Here is a 20,015-nt window from a genome sequence, read left to right as displayed (position 1 = left end):
ATGTGGCGACTGGCGTTTTATTTCTTACCCGCGCCGCCGAATAATGCAGGTAAATTATCTGTTTTCAGCCAAAATGTTAGCTGCGACACGCGTAGCGGCGGATATTCGTCTAAGGTTTTCTGATAGTAATCGCAGTGGCAAAATCGTCTGTAATGATAAGGAGAACACCCATGACGAGATCCGTTTCACGTCGCCCGGCAGCGCTGCCCTACGCGTTGCGTCTGGCGCTGGGAGGCGCCTTCTTCGCGCTGTCGGCGCTGGCGGCCCAGGCCGATGAGACAAAACCCGCCCCGCCGCAGTCGCCGGATATTCTGTTAGGCCCGCTGTTCAACGATGTGCAAAGCGCCAAACTCTTCCCCGACCAGAAAACCTTCGCCGACGCGGTGCCGAACGGCGATCCGCTGATGATCCTCGCCGATTATCGGATGCAGAAAAATCAGGCCAGCTTCGACCTGCGCCACTTCGTCGAGCTCAACTTCGCGCTACCGAAAGATAACGACGCGTACGTGCCGCCCAAGGGCCAGACCCTGCGCCAGCATATCGACGGCCTGTGGCCGGTACTGACCCGCAGCACCGTCGAGGTCGAGAAGTGGGATTCGCTGCTGCCGCTGCCGAAGCCTTACGTCGTCCCGGGCGGCCGTTTTCGCGAGGTTTACTACTGGGATAGCTACTTCACCATGCTGGGCCTCGCCGAGAGCGGGCACTGGGACAAAGTGGCCGATATGGTGGCCAACTTCGGCCATGAAATCGACACCTGGGGACATATCCCCAACGGCAACCGCAGCTACTATCTGAGCCGCTCGCAGCCGCCGTTCTTCCCGTTTATGGTGGAGCTGCTGGCGACCCACGACGGCGACCAGGCGCTGAAAGCCTGGCTGCCGCAGATGGAAAAAGAGTACCAATACTGGATGGAGGGCGCCGACGCGCTGTCGCCGGGTAAAGCCAACAAGCGTGCGGTGCGCATGGAGGACGGCGCGCTGCTGAACCGCTACTGGGACGACAGCGACACGCCGCGACCGGAGTCCTGGCTCGATGATGTGACCACCGCCAAAAACAACCCCAACCGTCCGGCGACCGAGATCTACCGCGATCTGCGCTCCGCCGCGGCCTCCGGCTGGGACTTCAGCTCCCGCTGGATGGATAACCCGCAGCAGCTGGGCACCATTCGCACCACCAGCATCATTCCGGTCGATCTTAACTCGCTGATGTTCCGCATGGAGAAAACCCTCGCCCGCGCCAGCAAGGCCGCCGGCGATAGCGCGAAGGCGGCGCAGTACGACGCGCTGGCTAACGCCCGCCAGAAGGCGCTGGAGAAATACCTGTGGAATGATAAAGAGGGCTGGTACGCCGATTACGATCTCAAAAGCCACAAGGTGCGCAATCAGCTCACCGCCGCGGCCCTGTTCCCGCTGTACGTCAACGCCGCCTCCAGCGAACGGGCGGCTAAAGTTGCCGCCGCGACGCAGTCTCGCCTGCTGAAACCGGGCGGTTTAACCACCACCACCGTCAACAGCGGCCAGCAGTGGGATGCGCCGAACGGCTGGGCGCCGCTGCAGTGGGTAGCCGCCGAAGGGCTGCAGAACTACGGCCAGCAGAAAATCGCGATGGAGGTGAGCTGGCGCTTCCTCAGCAACGTCCAGCACACCTATGACAGCCAGCAGAAGCTGGTGGAAAAGTATGACGTCAGCTCAACCGGCACCGGCGGCGGCGGCGGCGAGTACCCGCTGCAGGACGGCTTCGGCTGGACCAACGGCGTGACCCTGAAAATGCTTGATTTGCTGTGCCCGAAAGAGAAACCCTGCGATTCGCTCCCGGCCGCGCGCCCGGCGGCGAACGACAGGACTGGCGGCACGGATAACGCGGCGCCAGCCGCTAAGCCGGCGGCAAATGATAGTACCGGCGACACGGATAACGTGGCGCCTGCCGCTAAGCCGGCGGCAAATGATAGTACCGGCGGCACGGATAACGCGGCGCCCGCCGCCGCGCATTAACCGCTCACCGCCCCTGCCTACGCCCGGCGGCTCAGCCACGCCGGGCGTTTTCCTTCCTCAATAACCGGCACAATGACTCTCCGACGCCACCTCACCCTTACGGGGTAAGCCGGGAACTAATCTGTCGATTTTTGATCTCCGGCAATTTCATCAACGTTATATATGTAAATATATAGCGATTTCTTCATCACTTTGTTTCAGGATCGAAACATATGCCTTTTTCGCGCCGTACGTTCCTGCAGGCTTTAGGCCTCATGCTGTGCTTTCCCGGCCAGCAGAGTCGCGCCGCCACGTCTTTGGCTCTGAGCATTGGCGAACGCCCTGCGCCCGCCGCTATCCGGCGAATCGTCAGCGCGGGCGGGCCCGCCGACATGCTGCTGCTCGCCGCCGCGCCGGAAAAGCTGCTGGGATTTTCCTCGTTTGATTTTGCCCGCTTCCCGGACGCGCCGCTGCCCGAGCGCATCGCCCGGCTGCCGAAAACGGGCCGCCTCGCCGGACGCGCCAGCACCCTGTCGCTGGAGGGGCTGCTGGCGCTGGATCCCGATCTGGTGGTGGACTGCGGGAATGCGGACGACACCTGGATCTCGCAGGCGCGCCGGGTCCACGCCCGCAGCCATATTCCGTGGGTGCTGATTACCGGCACCCTGGCCTCCTCGGCGCAGCAGCTGCTAACGATCGGCGACATCGTCGGCAGCGTTGAACGCACCCGCCGGCAGGCGGCGCTGGCTCAAACCTTTATCGCCGAGGCGCTGGCCTTCTCCTCCGGCGCCGGGGCGCGCACGCGGTTTTACGCCGCGCGGGGCGCCAGAGGGCTGGAAACGGGCCTCGCCGGCTCGCTGCACACTGAAGCGGCGGAGCTGCTGGGATTAGACAACGTCGCCCGGGTGAGCGGGCGCAGCGGGCTGGCCCAGGTCTCGCTGGAAAACCTGCTGGAGTGGCAGCCGGACATCATCCTCACCCAGCAGGCCACGACGCGAAACGCGATTTTACAGGACCCCGCCTGGCAGGGGGTTGCCGCCGTGGCGAACGGGCGGGTTCTGCTGCTCGACGGCCTGCCGTTTGGCTGGCTGGACGCGCCGCCGGGGATCAACCGCCTCGCCGGGATGCGTCGCCTGCACGCCTGGCTCGATCCGCGAATCCGCGCCACGCTGCAGCGGGATCTGACCCGCTACAGCGCGCTGTTCTGGCACGCGGCGTTAGCCCCCGACCGCTATACGAGGCTGATGACGCGCCCATGAAGCCTGCAACCCTGAGCGCCGCCCTGCTGCTTGCCGCCCTGCTGGTCCTCTCGGCAGCCCTGCTAACCGGCCCGTGGAACCTGACCCTCGGGCGGCTGCTGGATTTGCTGTTCGATCCGCACAGCGCCTCCCTTCCGCCGCAGGCCGGCATCGTCTTCTGGCAAATACGCCTGCCGCGCATCGGCGCCGCGCTGGCCATCGGCGCATCGCTCTCCGCCGCGGGAGCCGCCTACCAGGGAATGTTTCGCAACCCGCTGGTCTCGCCGGATATCCTTGGCGTCGCCGGCGGCGCCGGTCTCGGCGCCTGCCTGGCGCTGGTATGCGGAATGTCGACGCTTTATATTCAGCTGTTTGCCTTTTGCGGCGGCCTGCTGGTGGTGGCCGGCGTCGGCGTCGTCTCCCGCGCCATCGTCCGCCACGATCCGGCGCTGACGCTGGTGCTGGTGGGGATCTGCCTCGGCACGCTGTGCGGGGCGGGGATTTCGCTGATCAAAATCCTCGCTGACCCTTATACCCAACTGCCCTCGATTACCTTCTGGCTGATGGGTGGGCTCTCCGACGTTACCCCCGGCGATCTGGCCCTCGCCGCTCCGCTGATGCTCGCCGGGTGCCTGCCGCTGTGGCTGCTGCGCTGGCGCATCAATCTGCTGACCCTGTCCGATGATGAAGCGCAATCGCTGGGGATCAACGTCGCCCGCCTGCGGCTAATTGTGGTGGTTTGCGCGACCCTCGCCACCGCCAGCGCGGTCGCTATTGCCGGCATTATCGGCTGGGTCGGGCTGATCGTCCCCCATATCGGCCGCCTGCTCACCGGCAGCAATCATCAGCGCCTTCTGCCCGTCGCCATGGGTCTTGGCGCCGTGCTGCTGCTGTTTACCGACACCCTGGCGCGCGGGCTGAGCGCCAGCGAAATCCCGCTCGGGATCCTGACCTCCTTCATCGGCGCGCCCTTCTTTCTGGCGCTGCTGCTGCGCAGGAGCCGCCCATGACGCTGCTGACGGTTCGCCACGCCGATATCGGCTATCGCCAACGCGCCGTGCTGCGCGACGTGTCGTTTTCGCTGCGGCCGGGCACGCTGTGCTGCCTGCTCGGCGCCAACGGCAGCGGGAAAACCACCCTGATGCGCAGCATACTCGGCCTCCTGCCTTTGCAAGCCGGCCAGATTCTGATTGACGGCCTGCCGGTAAGCCAGCTCAGCTCCCGGGACCGCGCCCGGGCGATTGCCTGGGTGCCGCAGGCGCACGACGGCGCCTTCGCCTTCAGCGTCCTCGATATGGTGCTGATGGGCCTCAGCCCATACCTCGGCACCTTTGCCCGGCCCGCCAGAAGCGAGCGCAGCAGCGCGCTGACCCAGCTGGAGGCGCTGGGGATCGGGCATCTTGCCGAGCGGAAATGGGCCACGCTGAGCGGCGGCGAACGCCAGCTGACCTTAATTGCCCGCGCGCTGGTCCAGCGCCCGCGCCTGCTGCTGCTGGATGAGCCGGCCTCAAGCCTCGACTTCGGCCACCAGATCCGCCTGCTCGATACCCTGCGCCAGCTGCGACACACCGGGATGACGCTGCTTATGGCCACCCACCACCCGCTGCACGCTCTCGCCGTCGCCGACAGCGTGATCGCGGTCGAGCCGAACGGCGGCGTCACCCAGGGAACGCCGGACGCGCAGCTCGCCGCAGGCAATCTCGCCGCCCTGTACGGCGTGACGCCGTCACAAATCCGCCACCATCTGGGTCACCCCAACCTTCAGGAATAATGATGCTTATTGATAACATTGATTTTGCCGAGCTTTACCAACAGCAGTTGAGGCTCGCCGGCCGCAGCGAGAAATCCCCCGCCCACTGGGACGCGCGGGCGGAGAAAATGGCCGACAGCTGCGCCCGGCCCACGGATGACTACCTCCTGCAGCTGCTGGCGAAAATAGACTTAACCGATGCGCAAAGCCTGTTTGATATGGGCTGCGGGCCGGGAACCGTCGCCCTGGCGCTGGCGGATAGGCTCGATACGGTGCACGGGGTGGATTACAGCCGGGGCATGCTGGAGGTCGCCGAAAAGCGCGCGGCGCAAATGCGCATCGCCAACGCCCGCTGGCATTGCCGGGCGTGGGAGGAGTCGTGGCACGATATTCCGCGCTGCGATATTGCCGTGGCCTCGCGCTCAACGCTGGTCGGCAATATGCGCCAGGCGATGGATAAGCTCAACCGCCAGGCGCGGCTGCGCGTCTATACCACCCACCTCGTCCAGCCAACGTTTATGCCGCCGGCCATCCAGCGCGCGCTGGGGCGCGAAGTGGTCGAACTGCCGAACTACATCTACGCGCTGAACGTGCTGTATCAAATGGGCATTCACGCGCGGGTCGATTTTATCCGCGGCCCCAGCTGCCAGCGGGATAACACCACCTTTGAGCGTTTTGAAGAAAACGTTAAATGGACCCTTGGCGTCCTCAGCGAAGAGGACCGCGCGCGGCTGCGCCACTGGTACCAGCGGCAGGATCCGCAGGCCATCGCGCCGCCCAGCCGCGACTGGGCGCTGCTCTCCTGGGAGTGTGGGGAAAACGTATGATTTATTTTCCCCAGGCGCTCACCGACGCGTGGCTGATGGAAGATATTCAGGGCGGCGATCTGACCACCCGGGCGCTGGCAATCGGCGCCCGCCCCGGCGTCATGACCTTCAGCCACCGCCAGGGCGGCTGCGTCAGCGGCATCTCCCCGGCGGGACAGATGCTGCGCAGCCTGGGATTATCCGTCACCGCGCTGAAGGAGGACGGCGCCCGCGCGGCGCCGGGCGAGCCGCTGCTGCGCGCGACCGGCAGCGCTGAAGCCCTGCATCAGGGCTGGAAGGCGGCGCAGAACGTGCTGGAGTGGAGCTGCGGCGTATCGGCCTACGTCGCGGAGATGCTGGCGCTGCTGCGCGCCCGCCTCCCGGCGGCCCATATCGCCTGCACCCGCAAAGCCATTCCCGGCACCCGGCTGCTCGGAACCCAGGCCATCGTCGCCGCCGGGGGGCTGATCCACCGCGCCGGCTGCGCGGAAACCCTGCTGCTGTTCGCCAACCACCGCCGGTTCCTCGCCGGCGACGGCGACTGGCGGCACGCCGTTCAGCTTCTGCGCCAGGCAGCGCCGGAGAAAAAGGTTGCCGTTGAGGCCGACACGCTCGAAGAAGCGCTGGCCTCGCTGCGGGCGGAACCCGACGTCCTGCAGCTGGATAAATTCACCCCGCCGCAGGCGCGCCAGGTTGCCGACCAGGCGCAGCGCATTGCCCCGCGCTGCACGCTGGCGCTGACGGGCGGAATTACCTTAACCACCTTAACCAACTACCTCGATTGTGGGATTGAACTGTTTATTACTTCGGCGCCGTGGTATGCGCCGCCGGCGGATATTCAGGTGCGCCTGGAGCCGGACGGTTCAAAATAAAAAAACGAAAACGGGAACAATAAAAATGAGAATCAGGAAACGTCATCTTTGCACCTTAATTAGCCTTAGCTTAGGTCAGGCCGCCTGGGCGGAGCCGGCGGAGGAGTCAATGACCGTCTGGTCAAGCCCCGTTCCCGCCGCAACCACCAATATCCTCGGCCAGGAGACCATCAGGCGTCTGGATAAGCAGGACGTCGCGCACGCGCTCTCGGCGGTGCCCGGCGTGGTGTTACAAAAATCAGGTAGCCGCAACGAGCTGCAGGTAAAGGTCCGCGGCTTCGATGGCCGTCAGGTGCCGGTCTTTTTTGACGGCGTACCGATCTACGTCCCCTACGACGGCAACCTCGACCTGGGGCGGTTTCTCACTGCGGATATCGCCTCGGTGGAGGTCTCAAAAGGCTACTCTTCCCTGCTGCAGGGCCCCAACCAAATGGGCGGCGCGATCAATATCACCACCCCGCGCCCCACTAAACCGCTGGAAGCCAGCATCGGCTATCGTCAAGGCTGGAGCCGCAGCGAAACGAACGCCTATGATACCCATGCCTCCCTTGGGGCAAGCGGCGATCTGGGCTACATCCAGCTCAGCGGCAGCCGCCTGAAGCAGGATTTCCTCGGCCTGCCTCACGGCACGAATAACCCCGTCGCCGGGGAAGACGGCAAGCTGGTGAACTCGGCAAGCGATGATAAGCGCGGCATGATTAAGCTCGGCTTCACGCCGCGCGCTAACGACGAGTACGCGCTGACCTATATCAAGCAGGATGGCGAGAAGCAGAACCCGCCTTACGCCGGCACCAGCAGCCAGAAATCCCGCTACTGGCAGTGGCCGGAGTACGATAAGGAGAGCTATTACTATCAGGGAACGACGCACCTCGGCGACAGCCTCACCCTGAAAAGCCGCCTCTATCACGACACCTTCAAAAATACCCTGCTGATGTATAACTCGCTGGCGGACCTGCACAGCAAGAACGGCAGCTACAGCCACTATAGCGACTACAGCACCGGCGCGGGGCTGCAGCTCGCCGCCGACGTCCGCCAGAACGACCAGCTCTCTTTTGCCGTCAACTGGAAAGATGACGTCCATCGCGAGAAGAGCGCCGTCAACGGTCCCTACGATCGCTATAAGGATCGCACCTGGTCCCTCGCCAGCGAATACCAGTGGGCGGCGGCGGATAATCTCGATCTCGTCGCCGGGATGAGCTACGACTGGCGCAACAGCCTTGAGGGAATGAAGCACGAGAAGAACGGCAGCGTGACCCGCTACGACGCCAACCGGCAGAACGCCTTTAACTGGCAAACGATGGCTCGTTACCACTTTAGCAACGAAGACACGCTGTCGCTCTCCTGGTCCGACCGCACCCGTTTCCCGACGCTCAAAGAGCGCTATACCACCTCGAAGCCGGCGAAAGACCAGATTGCGCTGGTTAATCCGCAGCTCAAGCCCGAGCGTGCCCGCGGCGTCGACCTGACCTGGAATGGACACCTCAACGAGCGCTGGGCCTACGAAATAAGCACCTACTATAACCGGGTCAGCGACGCCATTCTGGCGATCAATATCGATGCTGATACGGTGCAGAACCAAAACAGCGGCCGGGTTGACTATACCGGCCTGGATGTGGGGATCAAAGGCTCGCCGTTCGACCTGCTCGACGTCGGGATGAGCTACGGCCTGATTCATGCAGATGCCAAACGCGAAGAGGCCGGCAAGGTCACCGACCTGCCGGTGCAGACGCTGACCGCCTGGCTAACGCTCAAGCCCGTCGAGCCGCTGCAAATCACGCTCTCTGAGGAAGCGCGATCCTCCAGCTACAGCAATAGCGACGGTTCGCAAAAGGCGCCGGGATTTGCCATCACCCATCTGCGGGCGGATTACGCCATCGGCCGCGGTTTTAGCGTCAACGCCTCGGTGAATAACCTCTTCGATACCCGGTATTACTACGGCGAAGGATTTATCGAGGAAGGGCGTAACTTCTGGGCCGGCGTGGAGTATAAATTCTGAGACCTTCTCCACCGCGGCGGAGAACAAGGAAAACATCATGATCGCAAATTTTCCGGTAATGCTGCGCAGCATTCTCGGCAACCGGCGCCAGGCGGACGGTTCCCTGTGTAAAACGGCGCTTAGCGGACGCGTGTTTCTCAACACCCACGGTCTGCAGGCAGAAAACGGTATTGAGGAGCATTTTGCCGATCCCGACTGCGCCTTGATGCACTACGCCCAGGAGCATTACGACTACTGGCGGGAACGCTACCCGGCGCTGGGGGGCCAGCAGCTGTATACCGGCCTGTTCGGTGAGAACTTTTCCACCCGCGGAATGACCGAAGCCTGCGTCTGCCCGGGGGATGTTTTCCGCCTCGGCGGCGCTGAAATCCAGATCTCCTGGGGACGCGTCGCCTGCCAGACGATGGCCGCGCGGCTGCAGGCCCCTCATGCGCCGGAACTGATGCACCAGCAGTCGCGCAACGGCTGGTTTTACCGGGTACTCACCCCCGGCGAGACCGGCTGCGGCGACGGCTTTGTGCTGCTCGATCGGCCGGCGGAGGGCTGGCCGCTGAGCCGGGTGCAGGCCATCGTCTTTAGCGACGGCGGTACGTCTGAAGAGCTGCTGGCGCTCTCGGCCATGCCGTTCCTTGCCGACCGCTGGAGAGCGCTGGCGCTGCTGCGTCTGCAAAGCCGCGCTTAGCCCCCGCAGTTCCTTAGCGCCGGGCTACTAAATCTGGTAGCCCGGCGCGGCGGCGTACAGGAGTACCAGGCTGCGTCACTTCAGTGATTATGCCATGATCGCTCGCGTCACCTGCAAACGCTCCGCCTTACTGTGCACCCTCGCCGGCGCTTTCCCTCTCGCCGGTCTTGCGGAGGAGACTGTCGTCATCACCGCCCAGCCCGTCGACTCTGCCAGCGCGCCAACCGTGGGCTATCAAGCAAAGACCTCCGCCGGGGCCAGCAAAACCGACCGCTGATTACGACCGTCCAGTCGGTGTCTCCGACGGCGTTCCTCCGCCAGTCGGGGGAACGCCGCGATGATTACATCGCGTCCAGCGCTTTCTGCAGCTTCCAGATATAGCGCGGCGCCTGCGGGGCCGGATGCTTTTTCGCGACGTGCTCGAAGAAGTCGTCGGCATCCATATCATTGATCTCGTCAATCGCGTCCTGCCGGTTCGATGAGAAGGTGCGCAGCAGCGCGCCGGCGCCGTTGGCGTAGGAGACCACCACCGCGTAGCGCATCACCTGCGGGTCCTTAATCCCGGCCAGCGGGCCGTTCTCAAGAATGCTCAGGTAGGCCGCGCCCATCGAAATATTGCGCTCAGGATTTTTCAGCTCGCTAATCGACGGTTCGCCGCGCCAGCCCATGCGCTGATAGACATCGCGCCCGGAGGTCGAGGGCTTCAGCTGCATCAGTCCGACCGCGCCGGATTTACTCACCACCGAGGGATTACCGCCGGACTCAATGGCGATAATCGCCGTCACCAGCTGCGGGTCAACGCCCCACGCCGCGCCGGCTTTTTCACTGATCGGCATCCACTGCATCGCCCGTTTCACCGGAACCTCGGCGTTCCACGGCGGATTGCGGTAATCGTGTTTTGAGCTACAGCCGGCCAGGAACACAAATAAAAAAACGCACCATCTCAATTTCACACATCTATCCTTATTGGCTGAAGTTTGCCGCCTGGAGATGACAATAATCGCTCCAGGCGGCATGATAACCCTTTCATTCTTAGCAAGGAATTGTCATGTCTCAGTTTTATCTGGTGGCCCCCTCAGGCTACTGCACCAATCAGCAGGCGGCGGCCCGCGGCGTTAGCCGTCTGCAGGAGGCCGGACACCATGTGATGCACCAGCAGGTGATTACCCGCCGGGAGCAGCGCTTTGCCGGGACTGAACAACAGCGCCTGAACGATATCAACGAGCTCGCGACCCTCAGCGGCGCCAACCGCATCGTGATGCCGGTGCGCGGCGGCTACGGCGCCAGCCGCCTGCTGCCGCACGTCGACTGGCAGGGCTTAGCCGCGCGCCAGCGGCACGACCCGCTGCTGATCTGCGGCCACAGCGATTTCACGGCGATCCAGCTGGGTCTGCTGGCAAAGGGTAGCATAATCACCTTCAGCGGGCCGATGCTGGCCGGTAACTTTGGTGCAGAAACGCTGGACCCGTTCACGGAATTTCACTTCTGGCAGGCGCTGAGCAGCCCACAGTTTACCCTCGAATGGGACGGCGACGGCCCGGAATGCCGCGCCCAGGGCACGCTATGGGGCGGCAACCTGGCGATGCTCACCTCGCTTATCGGCACGCCGTGGCTGCCGCAGATTACCGACGGCATACTGGTGCTGGAAGATATCAACGAGCATCCGTTCCGCGTCGAGCGCATGCTGCTGCAGCTGCTGCATAGCGGCATTCTTGCGCGCCAGCGGGCGATTATCCTCGGCAGCTTCAGCGGGGCCGCGCCCAACGATTACGACGCCGGGTACGATTTAGCGGCGGTCTACGCGTACCTGCGCGCGCAGCTCACCATTCCGCTGATCGACGGTCTGGATTTCGGCCACGAGCAGCGTACCGTCACCCTGCCGCTTGGCGCGAAGGCGCTGCTGGTGAACAATGCGGCCACCACAACCCTAACGCTGAGCGGCCATCCGGTGCTGACGGAATAAAATTTTCCGTGACACATTTCCGGACCCCCCGCAGATGGTTAATATGATGTAAATTTCTCAAAATCTTCATACGCGTAAGGAGTGCATGAACATTGGATGCCGGGGCAGTTATTAGTCTGTTTATTCTGGGTTCTGTATTAGTAACCTGTAGTATTTTATTGAGTTCTTTTTCCTCACGTCTCGGCATTCCGATTCTGGTCATCTTCCTGGCGATCGGCATGCTGGCGGGCGTTGACGGTATCGGCGGCATCCCTTTTGACAACTACCCTTTCGCCTATATGGTGAGTAACCTGGCGCTGGCGGTGATCCTGCTGGACGGCGGGATGCGCACCCAGGCCAGCTCCTTTCGCGTGGCGCTGTGGCCGGCGCTTTCGCTGGCCACCGTCGGGGTGCTGATCACCTCCTGCCTGACCGGGCTGATGGCGGCGTGGCTGTTTCACCTCAACCTGATTGAAGGGCTGCTGATCGGCGCGATTGTCGGCTCAACCGACGCCGCGGCGGTGTTCTCCCTGCTCGGCGGCAAGGGGCTCAACGAGCGCGTCGGCTCGACGCTGGAGATTGAATCCGGCAGCAACGATCCGATGGCGGTCTTTCTGACCATCACCCTTATCGAGATGATTCAGCAGCACGAATCCGGCCTGAGCTGGCTGTTTGCCGTGCACATCATCCAGCAGTTCGGCCTGGGCATTGCCATCGGCCTCGGCGGCGGCTATCTGCTGCTGCAGATGATTAACCGCATCGTGCTGCCCGCCGGCCTCTATCCGCTGCTGGCGCTGAGCGGCGGGATTATGATTTTCGCCGTCACCACCTCGCTGGACGGCAGCGGCATTCTGGCGGTTTATCTGTGCGGCTTTCTGCTCGGCAACCGGCCGATCCGCAACCGTCACGGTATTCTGCAAAACTTCGACGGCCTGGCGTGGCTGGCGCAAATCGCCATGTTCCTGGTGCTCGGCCTGCTGGTGACGCCGTCGGATCTATGGGCGATCGCCATCCCGGCGCTGCTGCTGTCCATGTGGATGATTTTTGTGGCTCGCCCGCTGTCGGTCTTCGCCGGCCTGCTGCCGTTTCGCGGGTTTAACCTGCGCGAGCGGATCTTCATCAGCTGGGTGGGACTACGCGGCGCGGTGCCGATTATTCTCGCCGTATTCCCGATGATGGCCGGCCTTGAGAACGCGCGTCTGTTCTTCAACGTCGCCTTCTTCGTGGTGCTGGTCTCGCTGCTGCTGCAGGGCACCTCCCTGTCGTGGGCGGCGAAAAAGGCCAAAGTGGTGGTCCCGCCGGTGGGCTGGCCCATTTCCCGGGTCGGGCTGGATATTCATCCGGAGAATCCGTGGGAGCAGTTCGTCTATCAGCTTAGCGCGGACAAATGGTGCGTCGGCGCGGCGCTGCGCGATCTACATATGCCGCCGGAAACGCGCATTGCCGCCCTGTTTCGCGATAACGCGCTGCTGCACCCCACCGGCAGCACCCGCCTGCTGGAGGGCGATATCCTCTGCGTTATCGGCCGCGAGCGCGACCTGCCGGCGCTGGGTAAAATGTTCAGCCAGTCGCCGCCGGTGGCGCTCGATCAGCGCTTCTTCGGCGACTTTATTCTTGACGCCAGCGCTAAGTTTGCCGACATCGCGCAAATTTACGGCCTCGAGGGCGGGGAAGAGTATCGCGATCGTCAGCAGTCGCTGGGCGACGTGGTGCAGCACCAGCTCGGGGCGGCGCCGGTAGTGGGCGACTACGTCGAGTTTGCCGGTATGATATGGACCGTTGCGGAAAAAGAAGAGGACCACGTTCTGAAGGTCGGGGTGCGCGTGGCGGAAGATGAGGCGGAGTGATCCGCCTCACTAAAAGTTACACGGTCACAACAGGCACGCGCGGCGCCAGGGCGCACATCAGCTCATAGCCAACGGTACCGCTGGCGGCGGCAACGTCGTCGATTTTAACCTCTTTGCCCCACAGTTCGACCGGCGCGCCGATCCCGGCCTGCGGGCAGGGCGTTAAGTCTACCGCCAGCATATCCATCGAGACGCGCCCCACCAGCGTGGTGCGCACGCCGTCAACCAGCACCGGCGTTCCCGCCGGCGCGATGCGCGGATAGCCGTCGGCGTAGCCGCAGGCCACGATGCCAATCCGCTGCTCTTCTGACGCCCGATAGAGGCCGCCGTAGCCCACCGCCTCGCCCGGCTTGAGGTTCTGCACGGCGATAATCTCGCTGCTGAGGGTCATAACCGGCTTGAGGCCGCTGTTGGCGATATCCTGCCACTGGCCGGACGGCGACGCGCCGTACAGCACGATCCCCGGCCTTACCCAGTCAAAATGCGCTTCCGGGTGCCAGAGGGTCGCCGCCGAGTTCGCCAGCGAGCGCGAGCACGCCAGCCCTTCTGCCGCCTGCTCGATGCGGCGCATCGGCTCAACGATCCCCTGCGGGTTTTCCGCGTCGGCGAAGTGCGACATCAGCGTCATCTCGCTGACGTTGCCCAGCGCCCGCAGCTGCTGCCAGACGGTATGGACGCGCTCCGGCATAAAGCCCAGCCGGTTCATTCCGCTGTTGACCTTAACGTAGATATCCAGCGGCGCGTGCAGCTTCGCCTGCTGCAGCGCCTTGATTTGCCAGTTGCTGTGCACGCTGGTGGTCAGGCGATACTTATCAAACAGCGCCAGCTCGTCGGCGTGGAAAAAACCCTCAAGCAGCAGAATCGGCCCTTTCCAGCCCTGCTCGCGCAGGAGGATCGCCTCTTCAAGATTCAGCAGCGCAAAACCGTCTGCGCCGCTCAGCGCGTTCCAGACCCGCGCCAGGCCGTGACCGTAGGCGTTGGCTTTCACCACCGCCCACAGCCGCGAGCCCGGAGCCGCGCGCCGGACAATCTGTAAATTTTGCCGCAGGGCCGACAAATCGATGCTGGCCAGTACCGGACGGGACATGAAGACTCCTTAGTTGTGAACGCCGTGCAGGTGCTGAGCACGCGCCGGAGTGAAGCCCGGGCTATAGCGGGCGACGGCAAGATCGTCGTACGGAATAGCCGGAGTGCGACCCGAAATTAAATCGCTCAAAAGCTGCCCCGAGCCGCAGGCCATGGTCCAGCCGAGGGTGCCGTGCCCGGTGTTCAGCCACAGGTTTTTATACGGCGTGCGGCCGACAACCGGCGTGCCGTCCGGGGTCATCGGACGTAGGCCGGTCCAGAAGGTGGCCTGCTCGACGTGGCCGCCGCGCGGGAACAGATCGCGCACCACCATCTCCAGCGTTTCGCGACGCGGCTGCAGCAGCTCTTTATTAAAGCCGACGATCTCCGCCATCCCCCCGACGCGGATCCGCTGGTCAAAGCGGGTAATCGCAATTTTGTATGTCTCATCAAGGATAGTCGATACCGGCGCCCCGTCCTCCTCGGCGATCGGAATCGTCAGCGAGTAGCCCTTCAGCGGGTAGACCGGGATGTCCACCAGCCCTTTCAGCATCGCCGTCGAGTAGGAGCCGAAGGCCATGACGTAGGCATCGGCTTTGACAATTTCATCGCCGCACTTCACGCCGGCGATCTGCTCGCCTTCGTACAGCAGGGCGTCAACCGAGGTATTAAAGCGGAAGGTGACGCCCGCCTGCTCCGCCATCGCCGCCAGGCGTGTGGTAAACAGCTGGCAGTCGCCGGTTTCATCGTTCGGCAAACGCAGGCCGCCGGTCAGCTTGTGGCTCACCTCGGCTAATGCCGGTTCGACTTCCAGCAGGCGCTTTGCCTCCAGCAGCTGATAGGGCACGCCGGCATCCTGCAGCACCGCGATATCGCGGGTGGCGTTCTCATACTGTTTTTCGGTACGGAAGAGCTGCAGCGTCCCGCCCTGGCGTCCCTCATACTGGATGCCGGTGCTTTCGCGCAGCGCCTTCAGGCAGTCGCGGCTGTACTCCGCCAGACGCACCATGCGGCCTTTGTTTTCCATATAGTGGCGGGTGTCGCAGTTGCGCAGCATCTGCCACATCCATTTGAGCTGGAACTGCGTGCCGTCAAGACCGATCGCCAGCGGCGCGTGGCGCTGGAACATCCACTTGATGGCCTTCAGCGGCACGCCGGGCGCGGCCCAGGGGGCGGCATAGCCCGGAGAAATTTGTCCGGCGTTGGCGGCGCTGGTCTCTTCCGCTGGCCCCGGCTGACGATCGATAACCGTCACCTCATGCCCTGCCTGACTCAAATACCACGCACTAGCTACCCCAACCACCCCACTTCCCAGTATGACGACTCGCATAGCGACTCCGTAATAGTTAAAGAACAATCATCTGATTACAAATTGATAACTCAGTTGAAAATATTATTCAACATACGCTTTATTTATGGTGACTTATCTCACAGCAAACCGTACCAGCACTGACCCGGTAGATTTACTATCTCCTGCTGCGCTTCATTTTTCCTCAGAATAAAATTCCACAATAAAGGACAAATCAGGCCTTTAAGATTGCTAAATCGCGAAGAAAAGAAATTGTCCGCAGGCGCAGTTTGCGAGGTCGTGTTCTATGCTTATTGGGAGGCTCTCCGTATAGAGAGAGTCACCGACAATGAGGGCGCGCTAATGGCTACGATTGATTCCATGAACAGGGACACGACTCGTTTAAGCGATGGACCCGACTGGACTTTTGAACTGCTGGAAACCTACCTCGCCGAGGTTGACCGGGTAGCTAAGCTGTATCGTCTCGACACCTATCCGCATCAGATCGAAGTCATTACTTCCGAGCAGATGATGGATGCCTACTCCAGCGTCGGTATGCCTATCAACTACCCGCACTGGTCGTTTGGTAAGAAATTTATCGAGACCGAACAGGCGTATAAGCACGGCCAGCAGGGACTGGCCTATGAAATTGTTATCAACTCGAACCCCTGCATCGCCTATCTGATGGAGGAGAATACCATTACCATGCAGGCGCTGGTGATGGCCCACGCCTGCTACGGGCACAACTCCTTTTTCAAGAATAACTACCTGTTCCGCAGCTGGACCGATGCCAGCTCGATCATCGACTACCTGATCTTCGCCCGCAAATACATCACCGAGTGCGAGGAACGCTACGGCGTTGATGAGGTGGAGAAGCTGCTCGACTCCTGTCACGCGCTGATGAATTACGGCGTCGACCGCTATAAGCGTCCGCAGAAAATTTCCCTGCAGGAGGAGAAGGCGCGGCAGAAAAGCCGGGAAGAGTATCTGCAAAGCCAGGTGAATATGCTGTGGCGCACCCTGCCCAAGCGGGAAGAGGAGAAAGCGATCGAAACCGCGCGCCGCTACCCTTCTGAGCCGCAGGAGAACCTGCTCTACTTTATGGAGAAGAATGCCCCGTTGCTGGAGCCATGGCAGCGCGAAATCCTGCGCATCGTGCGTAAGGTGAGCCAGTATTTCTATCCGCAGAAGCAGACCCAGGTAATGAACGAGGGCTGGGCGACGTTCTGGCACTATACGATCCTCAACCACCTGTACGATGAAGGGAAAGTGACGGAACGCTTTATGCTGGAGTTTCTGCACAGCCACACCAACGTCATCTACCAGCCGCCCTACAACAGCCAGTGGTACAACGGGATCAACCCCTACGCGCTGGGCTTTGCCATGTTCCAGGATATTAAGCGCATTTGTCAGTCGCCGACCGAAGAGGACAAATACTGGTTCCCGGACATCGCCGGCTCTGACTGGCTGGAGACGCTGCATTTTGCCATGCGCGACTTCAAGGATGAGAGCTTTATCAGCCAGTTCCTGTCGCCGAAAATTATGCGTGATTTCCGCTTCTTTACGGTGCTCGATGACGACCATCATAACTACCTGGAGATTTCCGCCATCCATAACGAAGAGGGGTATCGGGAGATTCGCGCCAGGCTTTCCGCCCAGTACAACCTGAGCAACCTGGAGCCGAATATTCAGGTGTGGAACGTCGACCTGCGCGGCGACCGCTCGCTGACGCTGCGCTACGTGCCGCATAACCGCGTGCCGCTGGATAAGGGGCGTCGCGAGGTGCTTAAGCACGTGCACCGCCTGTGGGGATTCGACATCCTGCTCGAGCAGCAGAACGCCGATGGCAGCATCGAACTGCTGGAGCGCAGCCCGCCGCGGCAAAACGCGCTGTAAATCGCGCGACGGTGAAGTGTACAAAGCAAAACGCCCGGCACGATAGCCGGGCGTTTTTGATCTTAGCGCGGGACTTAGCGCATACCGATGACTAAATCACCCGGCAGGGTTTTCTGCATACGATGCCAGATTTCACCGCTCTCATGCCCGTAGCGGCGGACGATCTCATAAACCTGCTCGTGCTGCCCCTCTTCACAGACTTTGGCCAGCTGGTGATAGAAGCCCAGCGCCAGGCTGCGCGCTTCCGGATTGGCAAAATAGTGGCGGCCGATGCGGGTATAGAGGCCCTTCATGCCGTTGAGGATCAGGCCGTAGATCGGGTTGCCGGAGGCAAACGCCAGGCCGCGGAAAATACCGTAGTCGAGATCGGCGAACGCATCGGCGTGATCTTCCACCTCGCGCGCCGCGGCGAGAACCTGCAGGGCGTTTTCAGGATGCTGGCGAAAGGCCGTGCGGATAAAGATCGTGGAGATATTGGTGCGCACCGACAGCAGGTTATCGATCAGCTGCGGGACGCTGTCGTGATCGAGGCGCGCCAGCGTTTCGAGAATATTCAGACCCGACGTTTCCCAGAAGTTGTTCACCTTCGTCGGTTTGCCGTGCTGTATGGTTAACCAGCCGTCACGGGCCAGACGCTGCAGAACTTCGCGTAAGGTCGTACGGGTCACACCAATAAGTTCAGAAAGCTCACGTTCGGCGGGGAGAATAGTGCCTGGGGGAAAGCGGCTATTCCATATACTTTCAATAATGTACTCTTCCGCGAAACCCGCAGGGCTCTGCGCCTTAATGACCATAGTAAGATTTCCATTACACAGCGTTGCAAATTCTACTCATCATACCAGAGCCGCCATAGGGCAGATAGCGCCAGGAGGCAATTAAAAGGGGATCGCCGTTTCATTTTCTGATTTTGCTCATCCTGCTTCAGGCTGCCGGGCGGGCGCGAAGTCGGTTGCTTCCCTTTTTACTCAACTGGTAGGCTTGCCCATCGTTATACGTAAAATCATATCAATATTTGACGGGGAAGGTTGTCTGTCGTGGAAATCTCTTATGCCCGCGCCCTGTGGCGCAATTTTCTTGGCCAGTCTGCGGACTGGTATAAGCTCACCTTAATCGCCTTCTTAATCATTAACCCGCTGGTATTTTTCCTCAATCCGTTTATCGCCGGCTGGCTGCTGGTTGTTGAGTTTATTTTTACCCTGGGGATGGCGCTCAAATGCTATCCGCTGCTGCCCGGCGGCCTGCTGGCCATGGAGGCGGTATTTATCGGCATGACCAGCGCGGAGCATATTCGCGATGAGATCGCCGGCAACCTCGAAGTGCTCCTGCTGCTGATATTTATGGTGGCCGGGATCTCCTTTATGAAGCAGCTGCTGCTGTTTATCTTTACCCGCCTGCTGCTGGGTATCCGCAGCAAAACGCTGCTGTCGCTGGCCTTCTGCCTGGCGGCGGGGTTCCTCTCCGCCTTCCTCGATGCGCTTACCGTGGTGGCCGTAGTGATTAGCGTCGCGGTAGGATTCTACGGTATTTATCATCGCGCGGCCTCCGCGCGCCCCGAGGATGCCGATCTGCTGGACGATAGCCGTATCGACCAGCATTATCGCGACGTGCTGGAGCAGTTCCGCAGCTTTTTGCGTAGCCTGATGATGCATGCGGGCGTGGGTACCGCGCTGGGCGGGGTGATGACCATGGTCGGCGAACCGCAAAACCTGATTATCGCCAAAGCCGCCGGATGGCACTTTGGCGAGTTCTTCTTGCGCATGGCGCCGGTAACGCTGCCGGTTATCGTTTGCGGCCTGCTCACCTGCCTGCTGGTGGAGAAGTTCAGGCTGTTCGGCTTTGGCGCCCCGCTGCCGCCCGAGGTGCGTAAGGTTTTACAGGATTATGACGATCGCAGCCGGCAGCAGCGCAGCCGTCAGGATCGCCTGCGGCTTATCGCGCAGGGGATTATCGGCATCTGGCTGATTACCGCGCTGGCGCTGCATCTTGCGGAAGTCGGCCTGATCGGTTTATCGGTGATCGTCCTGGCGACAACCTTCTCCGGCGTGACCGACGAACACGCGATTGGTAAAGCCTTTACCGAGGCGCTGCCGTTCGCCGCCCTGCTGACGGTCTTTTTCGCCGTGGTCGCGGTAATTATCGACCAGCACCTGTTCTCCCCGCTGATCCGGTTCGTGCTGCAGTCGTCGCCGCACGCCCAGCTGTCGCTGTTCTATTTGTTTAACGGCCTGCTGTCATCCATTTCCGATAACGTCTTCGTCGGTACGGTCTATATCAACGAGGCCAAAACGGCGCTCCAGCAGGGCACCATCAGCCTGCCGCAGTTTGAGCTGCTGGCGGTCGCAATCAATACTGGCACCAACCTGCCTTCGGTCGCCACGCCTAACGGGCAGGCGGCGTTCCTGTTCCTGCTGACCTCCGCGCTGGCGCCGCTGATTCGCCTCTCCTACGGCCGGATGGTGTGGATGGCGCTGCCTTACACCATCGTGATGACCCTCGTCGGGCTGCTGTGCGTTGAGTTCACGCTGATACCGGCGACGCAGTGGATGCTCGAACACGGCTGGCTTGTGACGCCGCAGCTTCCCTCATCCTGACGCATCCGGGATCCGCCGCCGAATGTGCAATATTTTTACGTAATATTTTCGGACTAGCTGCTGGCGTCAGTT

Annotated in this window: 16 protein-coding genes and 1 pseudogene; 13 read left to right on the top strand and 4 right to left on the bottom strand. The window is 61.8% G+C overall.

The genetic code is table 11. The annotated features are described in order from the left end of the window. Positions 1-170: 170 nt before the first annotated feature. The 9 genes from AC1M2H_RS11515 (at position 171) to AC1M2H_RS11475 (ending at position 9,591) form a co-directional block, all read left to right on the top strand. Entirely contained in the window at positions 171-1,991 is a 1,821-nt protein-coding gene (locus tag AC1M2H_RS11515) for an alpha,alpha-trehalase (protein ID WP_480151442.1), read from the top strand. A gap of 212 nt (positions 1,992-2,203) precedes the next feature. After that, complete coding sequence (locus tag AC1M2H_RS11510; protein ID WP_480151441.1) at positions 2,204-3,229, top strand: ABC transporter substrate-binding protein; 1,026 nt, start codon at positions 2,204-2,206, stop codon at positions 3,227-3,229. Further along, positions 3,226-4,218, top strand: a complete 993-nt coding sequence (locus AC1M2H_RS11505; RefSeq protein WP_480151440.1) for a FecCD family ABC transporter permease — start codon at positions 3,226-3,228, stop codon at positions 4,216-4,218. Before AC1M2H_RS11510 ends, AC1M2H_RS11505 begins: the two co-directional genes overlap by 4 nt. After that, positions 4,215-4,979, top strand: a complete 765-nt coding sequence (locus AC1M2H_RS11500) for an ABC transporter ATP-binding protein (RefSeq protein WP_480151439.1) — start codon at positions 4,215-4,217, stop codon at positions 4,977-4,979. The genes AC1M2H_RS11505 and AC1M2H_RS11500 overlap by 4 nt, the downstream gene beginning before the upstream one ends. A 2-nt stretch (positions 4,980-4,981) precedes the next feature. After that, positions 4,982-5,785, top strand: coding sequence for a class I SAM-dependent methyltransferase (locus tag AC1M2H_RS11495; protein ID WP_480151913.1), 804 nt, complete (start codon positions 4,982-4,984; stop codon positions 5,783-5,785). After that, a complete protein-coding gene (gene modD, locus AC1M2H_RS11490) occupies positions 5,782-6,636 on the top strand; it encodes a ModD protein (RefSeq protein ID WP_480151438.1) in 855 nt (284 codons plus the stop codon). The genes AC1M2H_RS11495 and modD overlap by 4 nt, the downstream gene beginning before the upstream one ends. A gap of 25 nt (positions 6,637-6,661) precedes the next feature. Continuing rightward, complete coding sequence (locus tag AC1M2H_RS11485) at positions 6,662-8,632, top strand: TonB-dependent receptor plug domain-containing protein (protein WP_480151437.1); 1,971 nt, start codon at positions 6,662-6,664, stop codon at positions 8,630-8,632. Between the two features lie 37 nt (positions 8,633-8,669). After that, positions 8,670-9,314 (top strand): MOSC domain-containing protein, encoded by a 645-nt coding sequence (locus tag AC1M2H_RS11480; RefSeq protein WP_480151436.1) that lies wholly within the window; start codon positions 8,670-8,672, stop codon positions 9,312-9,314. A 94-nt stretch (positions 9,315-9,408) separates the two neighbouring features. After that, positions 9,409-9,591, top strand: a complete 183-nt coding sequence (locus AC1M2H_RS11475; protein WP_480151435.1) for a hypothetical protein — start codon at positions 9,409-9,411, stop codon at positions 9,589-9,591. Between the two features lie 64 nt (positions 9,592-9,655). Here AC1M2H_RS11475 and emtA read toward each other — a convergent pair whose 3' ends face one another. Next, on the bottom strand, positions 9,656-10,267 hold the full coding sequence (gene emtA / locus AC1M2H_RS11470; RefSeq protein ID WP_480151434.1) for a membrane-bound lytic murein transglycosylase EmtA: 612 nt from the start codon (positions 10,265-10,267) through the stop codon (positions 9,656-9,658). Between the two features lie 95 nt (positions 10,268-10,362). Here emtA and ldcA point away from each other — a divergent pair, with 95 nt between their 5' ends. Together ldcA and AC1M2H_RS11460 are read left to right on the top strand one after the other, a co-directional pair. Continuing rightward, on the top strand, positions 10,363-11,277 hold the full coding sequence (ldcA, locus tag AC1M2H_RS11465) for a muramoyltetrapeptide carboxypeptidase (protein ID WP_480151433.1): 915 nt from the start codon (positions 10,363-10,365) through the stop codon (positions 11,275-11,277). A 92-nt stretch (positions 11,278-11,369) separates the two neighbouring features. Beyond that, positions 11,370-13,037: pseudogene (locus tag AC1M2H_RS11460) on the top strand (potassium/proton antiporter); the annotation flags it as partial. Between the two features lie 82 nt (positions 13,038-13,119). Here the strand turns inward: AC1M2H_RS11460 and dadX are convergent. Together dadX and AC1M2H_RS11450 are read right to left on the bottom strand one after the other, a co-directional pair. After that, positions 13,120-14,190: a catabolic alanine racemase DadX gene (gene dadX, locus AC1M2H_RS11455; RefSeq protein WP_480151432.1), complete on the bottom strand. Its 1,071-nt coding sequence runs from the start codon at positions 14,188-14,190 to the stop codon at positions 13,120-13,122. 9 nt (positions 14,191-14,199) lie between these two features. Next, positions 14,200-15,498, bottom strand: coding sequence for a D-amino acid dehydrogenase (locus tag AC1M2H_RS11450; protein WP_480151431.1), 1,299 nt, complete (start codon positions 15,496-15,498; stop codon positions 14,200-14,202). 321 nt (positions 15,499-15,819) lie between these two features. On the opposite strand from AC1M2H_RS11450, the gene AC1M2H_RS11445 reads away from it, so the two are divergent. Beyond that, complete coding sequence (locus AC1M2H_RS11445) at positions 15,820-17,352, top strand: SpoVR family protein (RefSeq protein ID WP_464415330.1); 1,533 nt, start codon at positions 15,820-15,822, stop codon at positions 17,350-17,352. Between the two features lie 74 nt (positions 17,353-17,426). Here AC1M2H_RS11445 and fadR read toward each other — a convergent pair whose 3' ends face one another. Further along, positions 17,427-18,146 carry a fatty acid metabolism transcriptional regulator FadR gene (gene fadR, locus AC1M2H_RS11440; RefSeq protein WP_480151430.1) on the bottom strand — a complete coding sequence of 240 codons (720 nt, stop codon included), beginning with the start codon at positions 18,144-18,146 and terminating at the stop codon, positions 17,427-17,429. A 240-nt stretch (positions 18,147-18,386) separates the two neighbouring features. Between fadR and nhaB the strand changes: the two genes are divergently transcribed. Then, on the top strand, positions 18,387-19,943 hold the full coding sequence (gene nhaB / locus AC1M2H_RS11435) for a sodium/proton antiporter NhaB (protein ID WP_480151429.1): 1,557 nt from the start codon (positions 18,387-18,389) through the stop codon (positions 19,941-19,943). Positions 19,944-20,015: the final 72 nt, after the last annotated feature.

This window comes from Klebsiella sp. F11 (assembly GCF_056712265.1).
Note: the sequence above shows the minus strand (reverse complement) of the source record. Positions and strands in the feature narration are given on the sequence as shown.

Excerpts from the sequence above, each read along its gene's own strand:
- AC1M2H_RS11515 (WP_480151442.1), top strand. The coding sequence starts at position 171 with ATGACGAGATCCGTTTCACGTCGCCCGGCAGCGCTGCCCTACGCGTTG.
- AC1M2H_RS11510 (WP_480151441.1), top strand. The coding sequence starts at position 2,204 with ATGCCTTTTTCGCGCCGTACGTTCCTGCAGGCTTTAGGCCTCATGCTG.
- AC1M2H_RS11505 (WP_480151440.1), top strand. The coding sequence starts at position 3,226 with ATGAAGCCTGCAACCCTGAGCGCCGCCCTGCTGCTTGCCGCCCTGCTG.
- AC1M2H_RS11500 (WP_480151439.1), top strand. The coding sequence starts at position 4,215 with ATGACGCTGCTGACGGTTCGCCACGCCGATATCGGCTATCGCCAACGC.
- AC1M2H_RS11495 (WP_480151913.1), top strand. The coding sequence starts at position 4,982 with ATGCTTATTGATAACATTGATTTTGCCGAGCTTTACCAACAGCAGTTG.
- modD (WP_480151438.1), top strand. The coding sequence starts at position 5,782 with ATGATTTATTTTCCCCAGGCGCTCACCGACGCGTGGCTGATGGAAGAT.
- AC1M2H_RS11485 (WP_480151437.1), top strand. The coding sequence starts at position 6,662 with ATGAGAATCAGGAAACGTCATCTTTGCACCTTAATTAGCCTTAGCTTA.
- AC1M2H_RS11480 (WP_480151436.1), top strand. The coding sequence starts at position 8,670 with ATGATCGCAAATTTTCCGGTAATGCTGCGCAGCATTCTCGGCAACCGG.
- AC1M2H_RS11475 (WP_480151435.1), top strand. The coding sequence starts at position 9,409 with ATGATCGCTCGCGTCACCTGCAAACGCTCCGCCTTACTGTGCACCCTC.
- ldcA (WP_480151433.1), top strand. The coding sequence starts at position 10,363 with ATGTCTCAGTTTTATCTGGTGGCCCCCTCAGGCTACTGCACCAATCAG.
- dadX (WP_480151432.1), bottom strand. The coding sequence starts at position 14,190 with ATGTCCCGTCCGGTACTGGCCAGCATCGATTTGTCGGCCCTGCGGCAA.
- AC1M2H_RS11450 (WP_480151431.1), bottom strand. The coding sequence starts at position 15,498 with ATGCGAGTCGTCATACTGGGAAGTGGGGTGGTTGGGGTAGCTAGTGCG.
- AC1M2H_RS11445 (WP_464415330.1), top strand. The coding sequence starts at position 15,820 with ATGGCTACGATTGATTCCATGAACAGGGACACGACTCGTTTAAGCGAT.
- fadR (WP_480151430.1), bottom strand. The coding sequence starts at position 18,146 with ATGGTCATTAAGGCGCAGAGCCCTGCGGGTTTCGCGGAAGAGTACATT.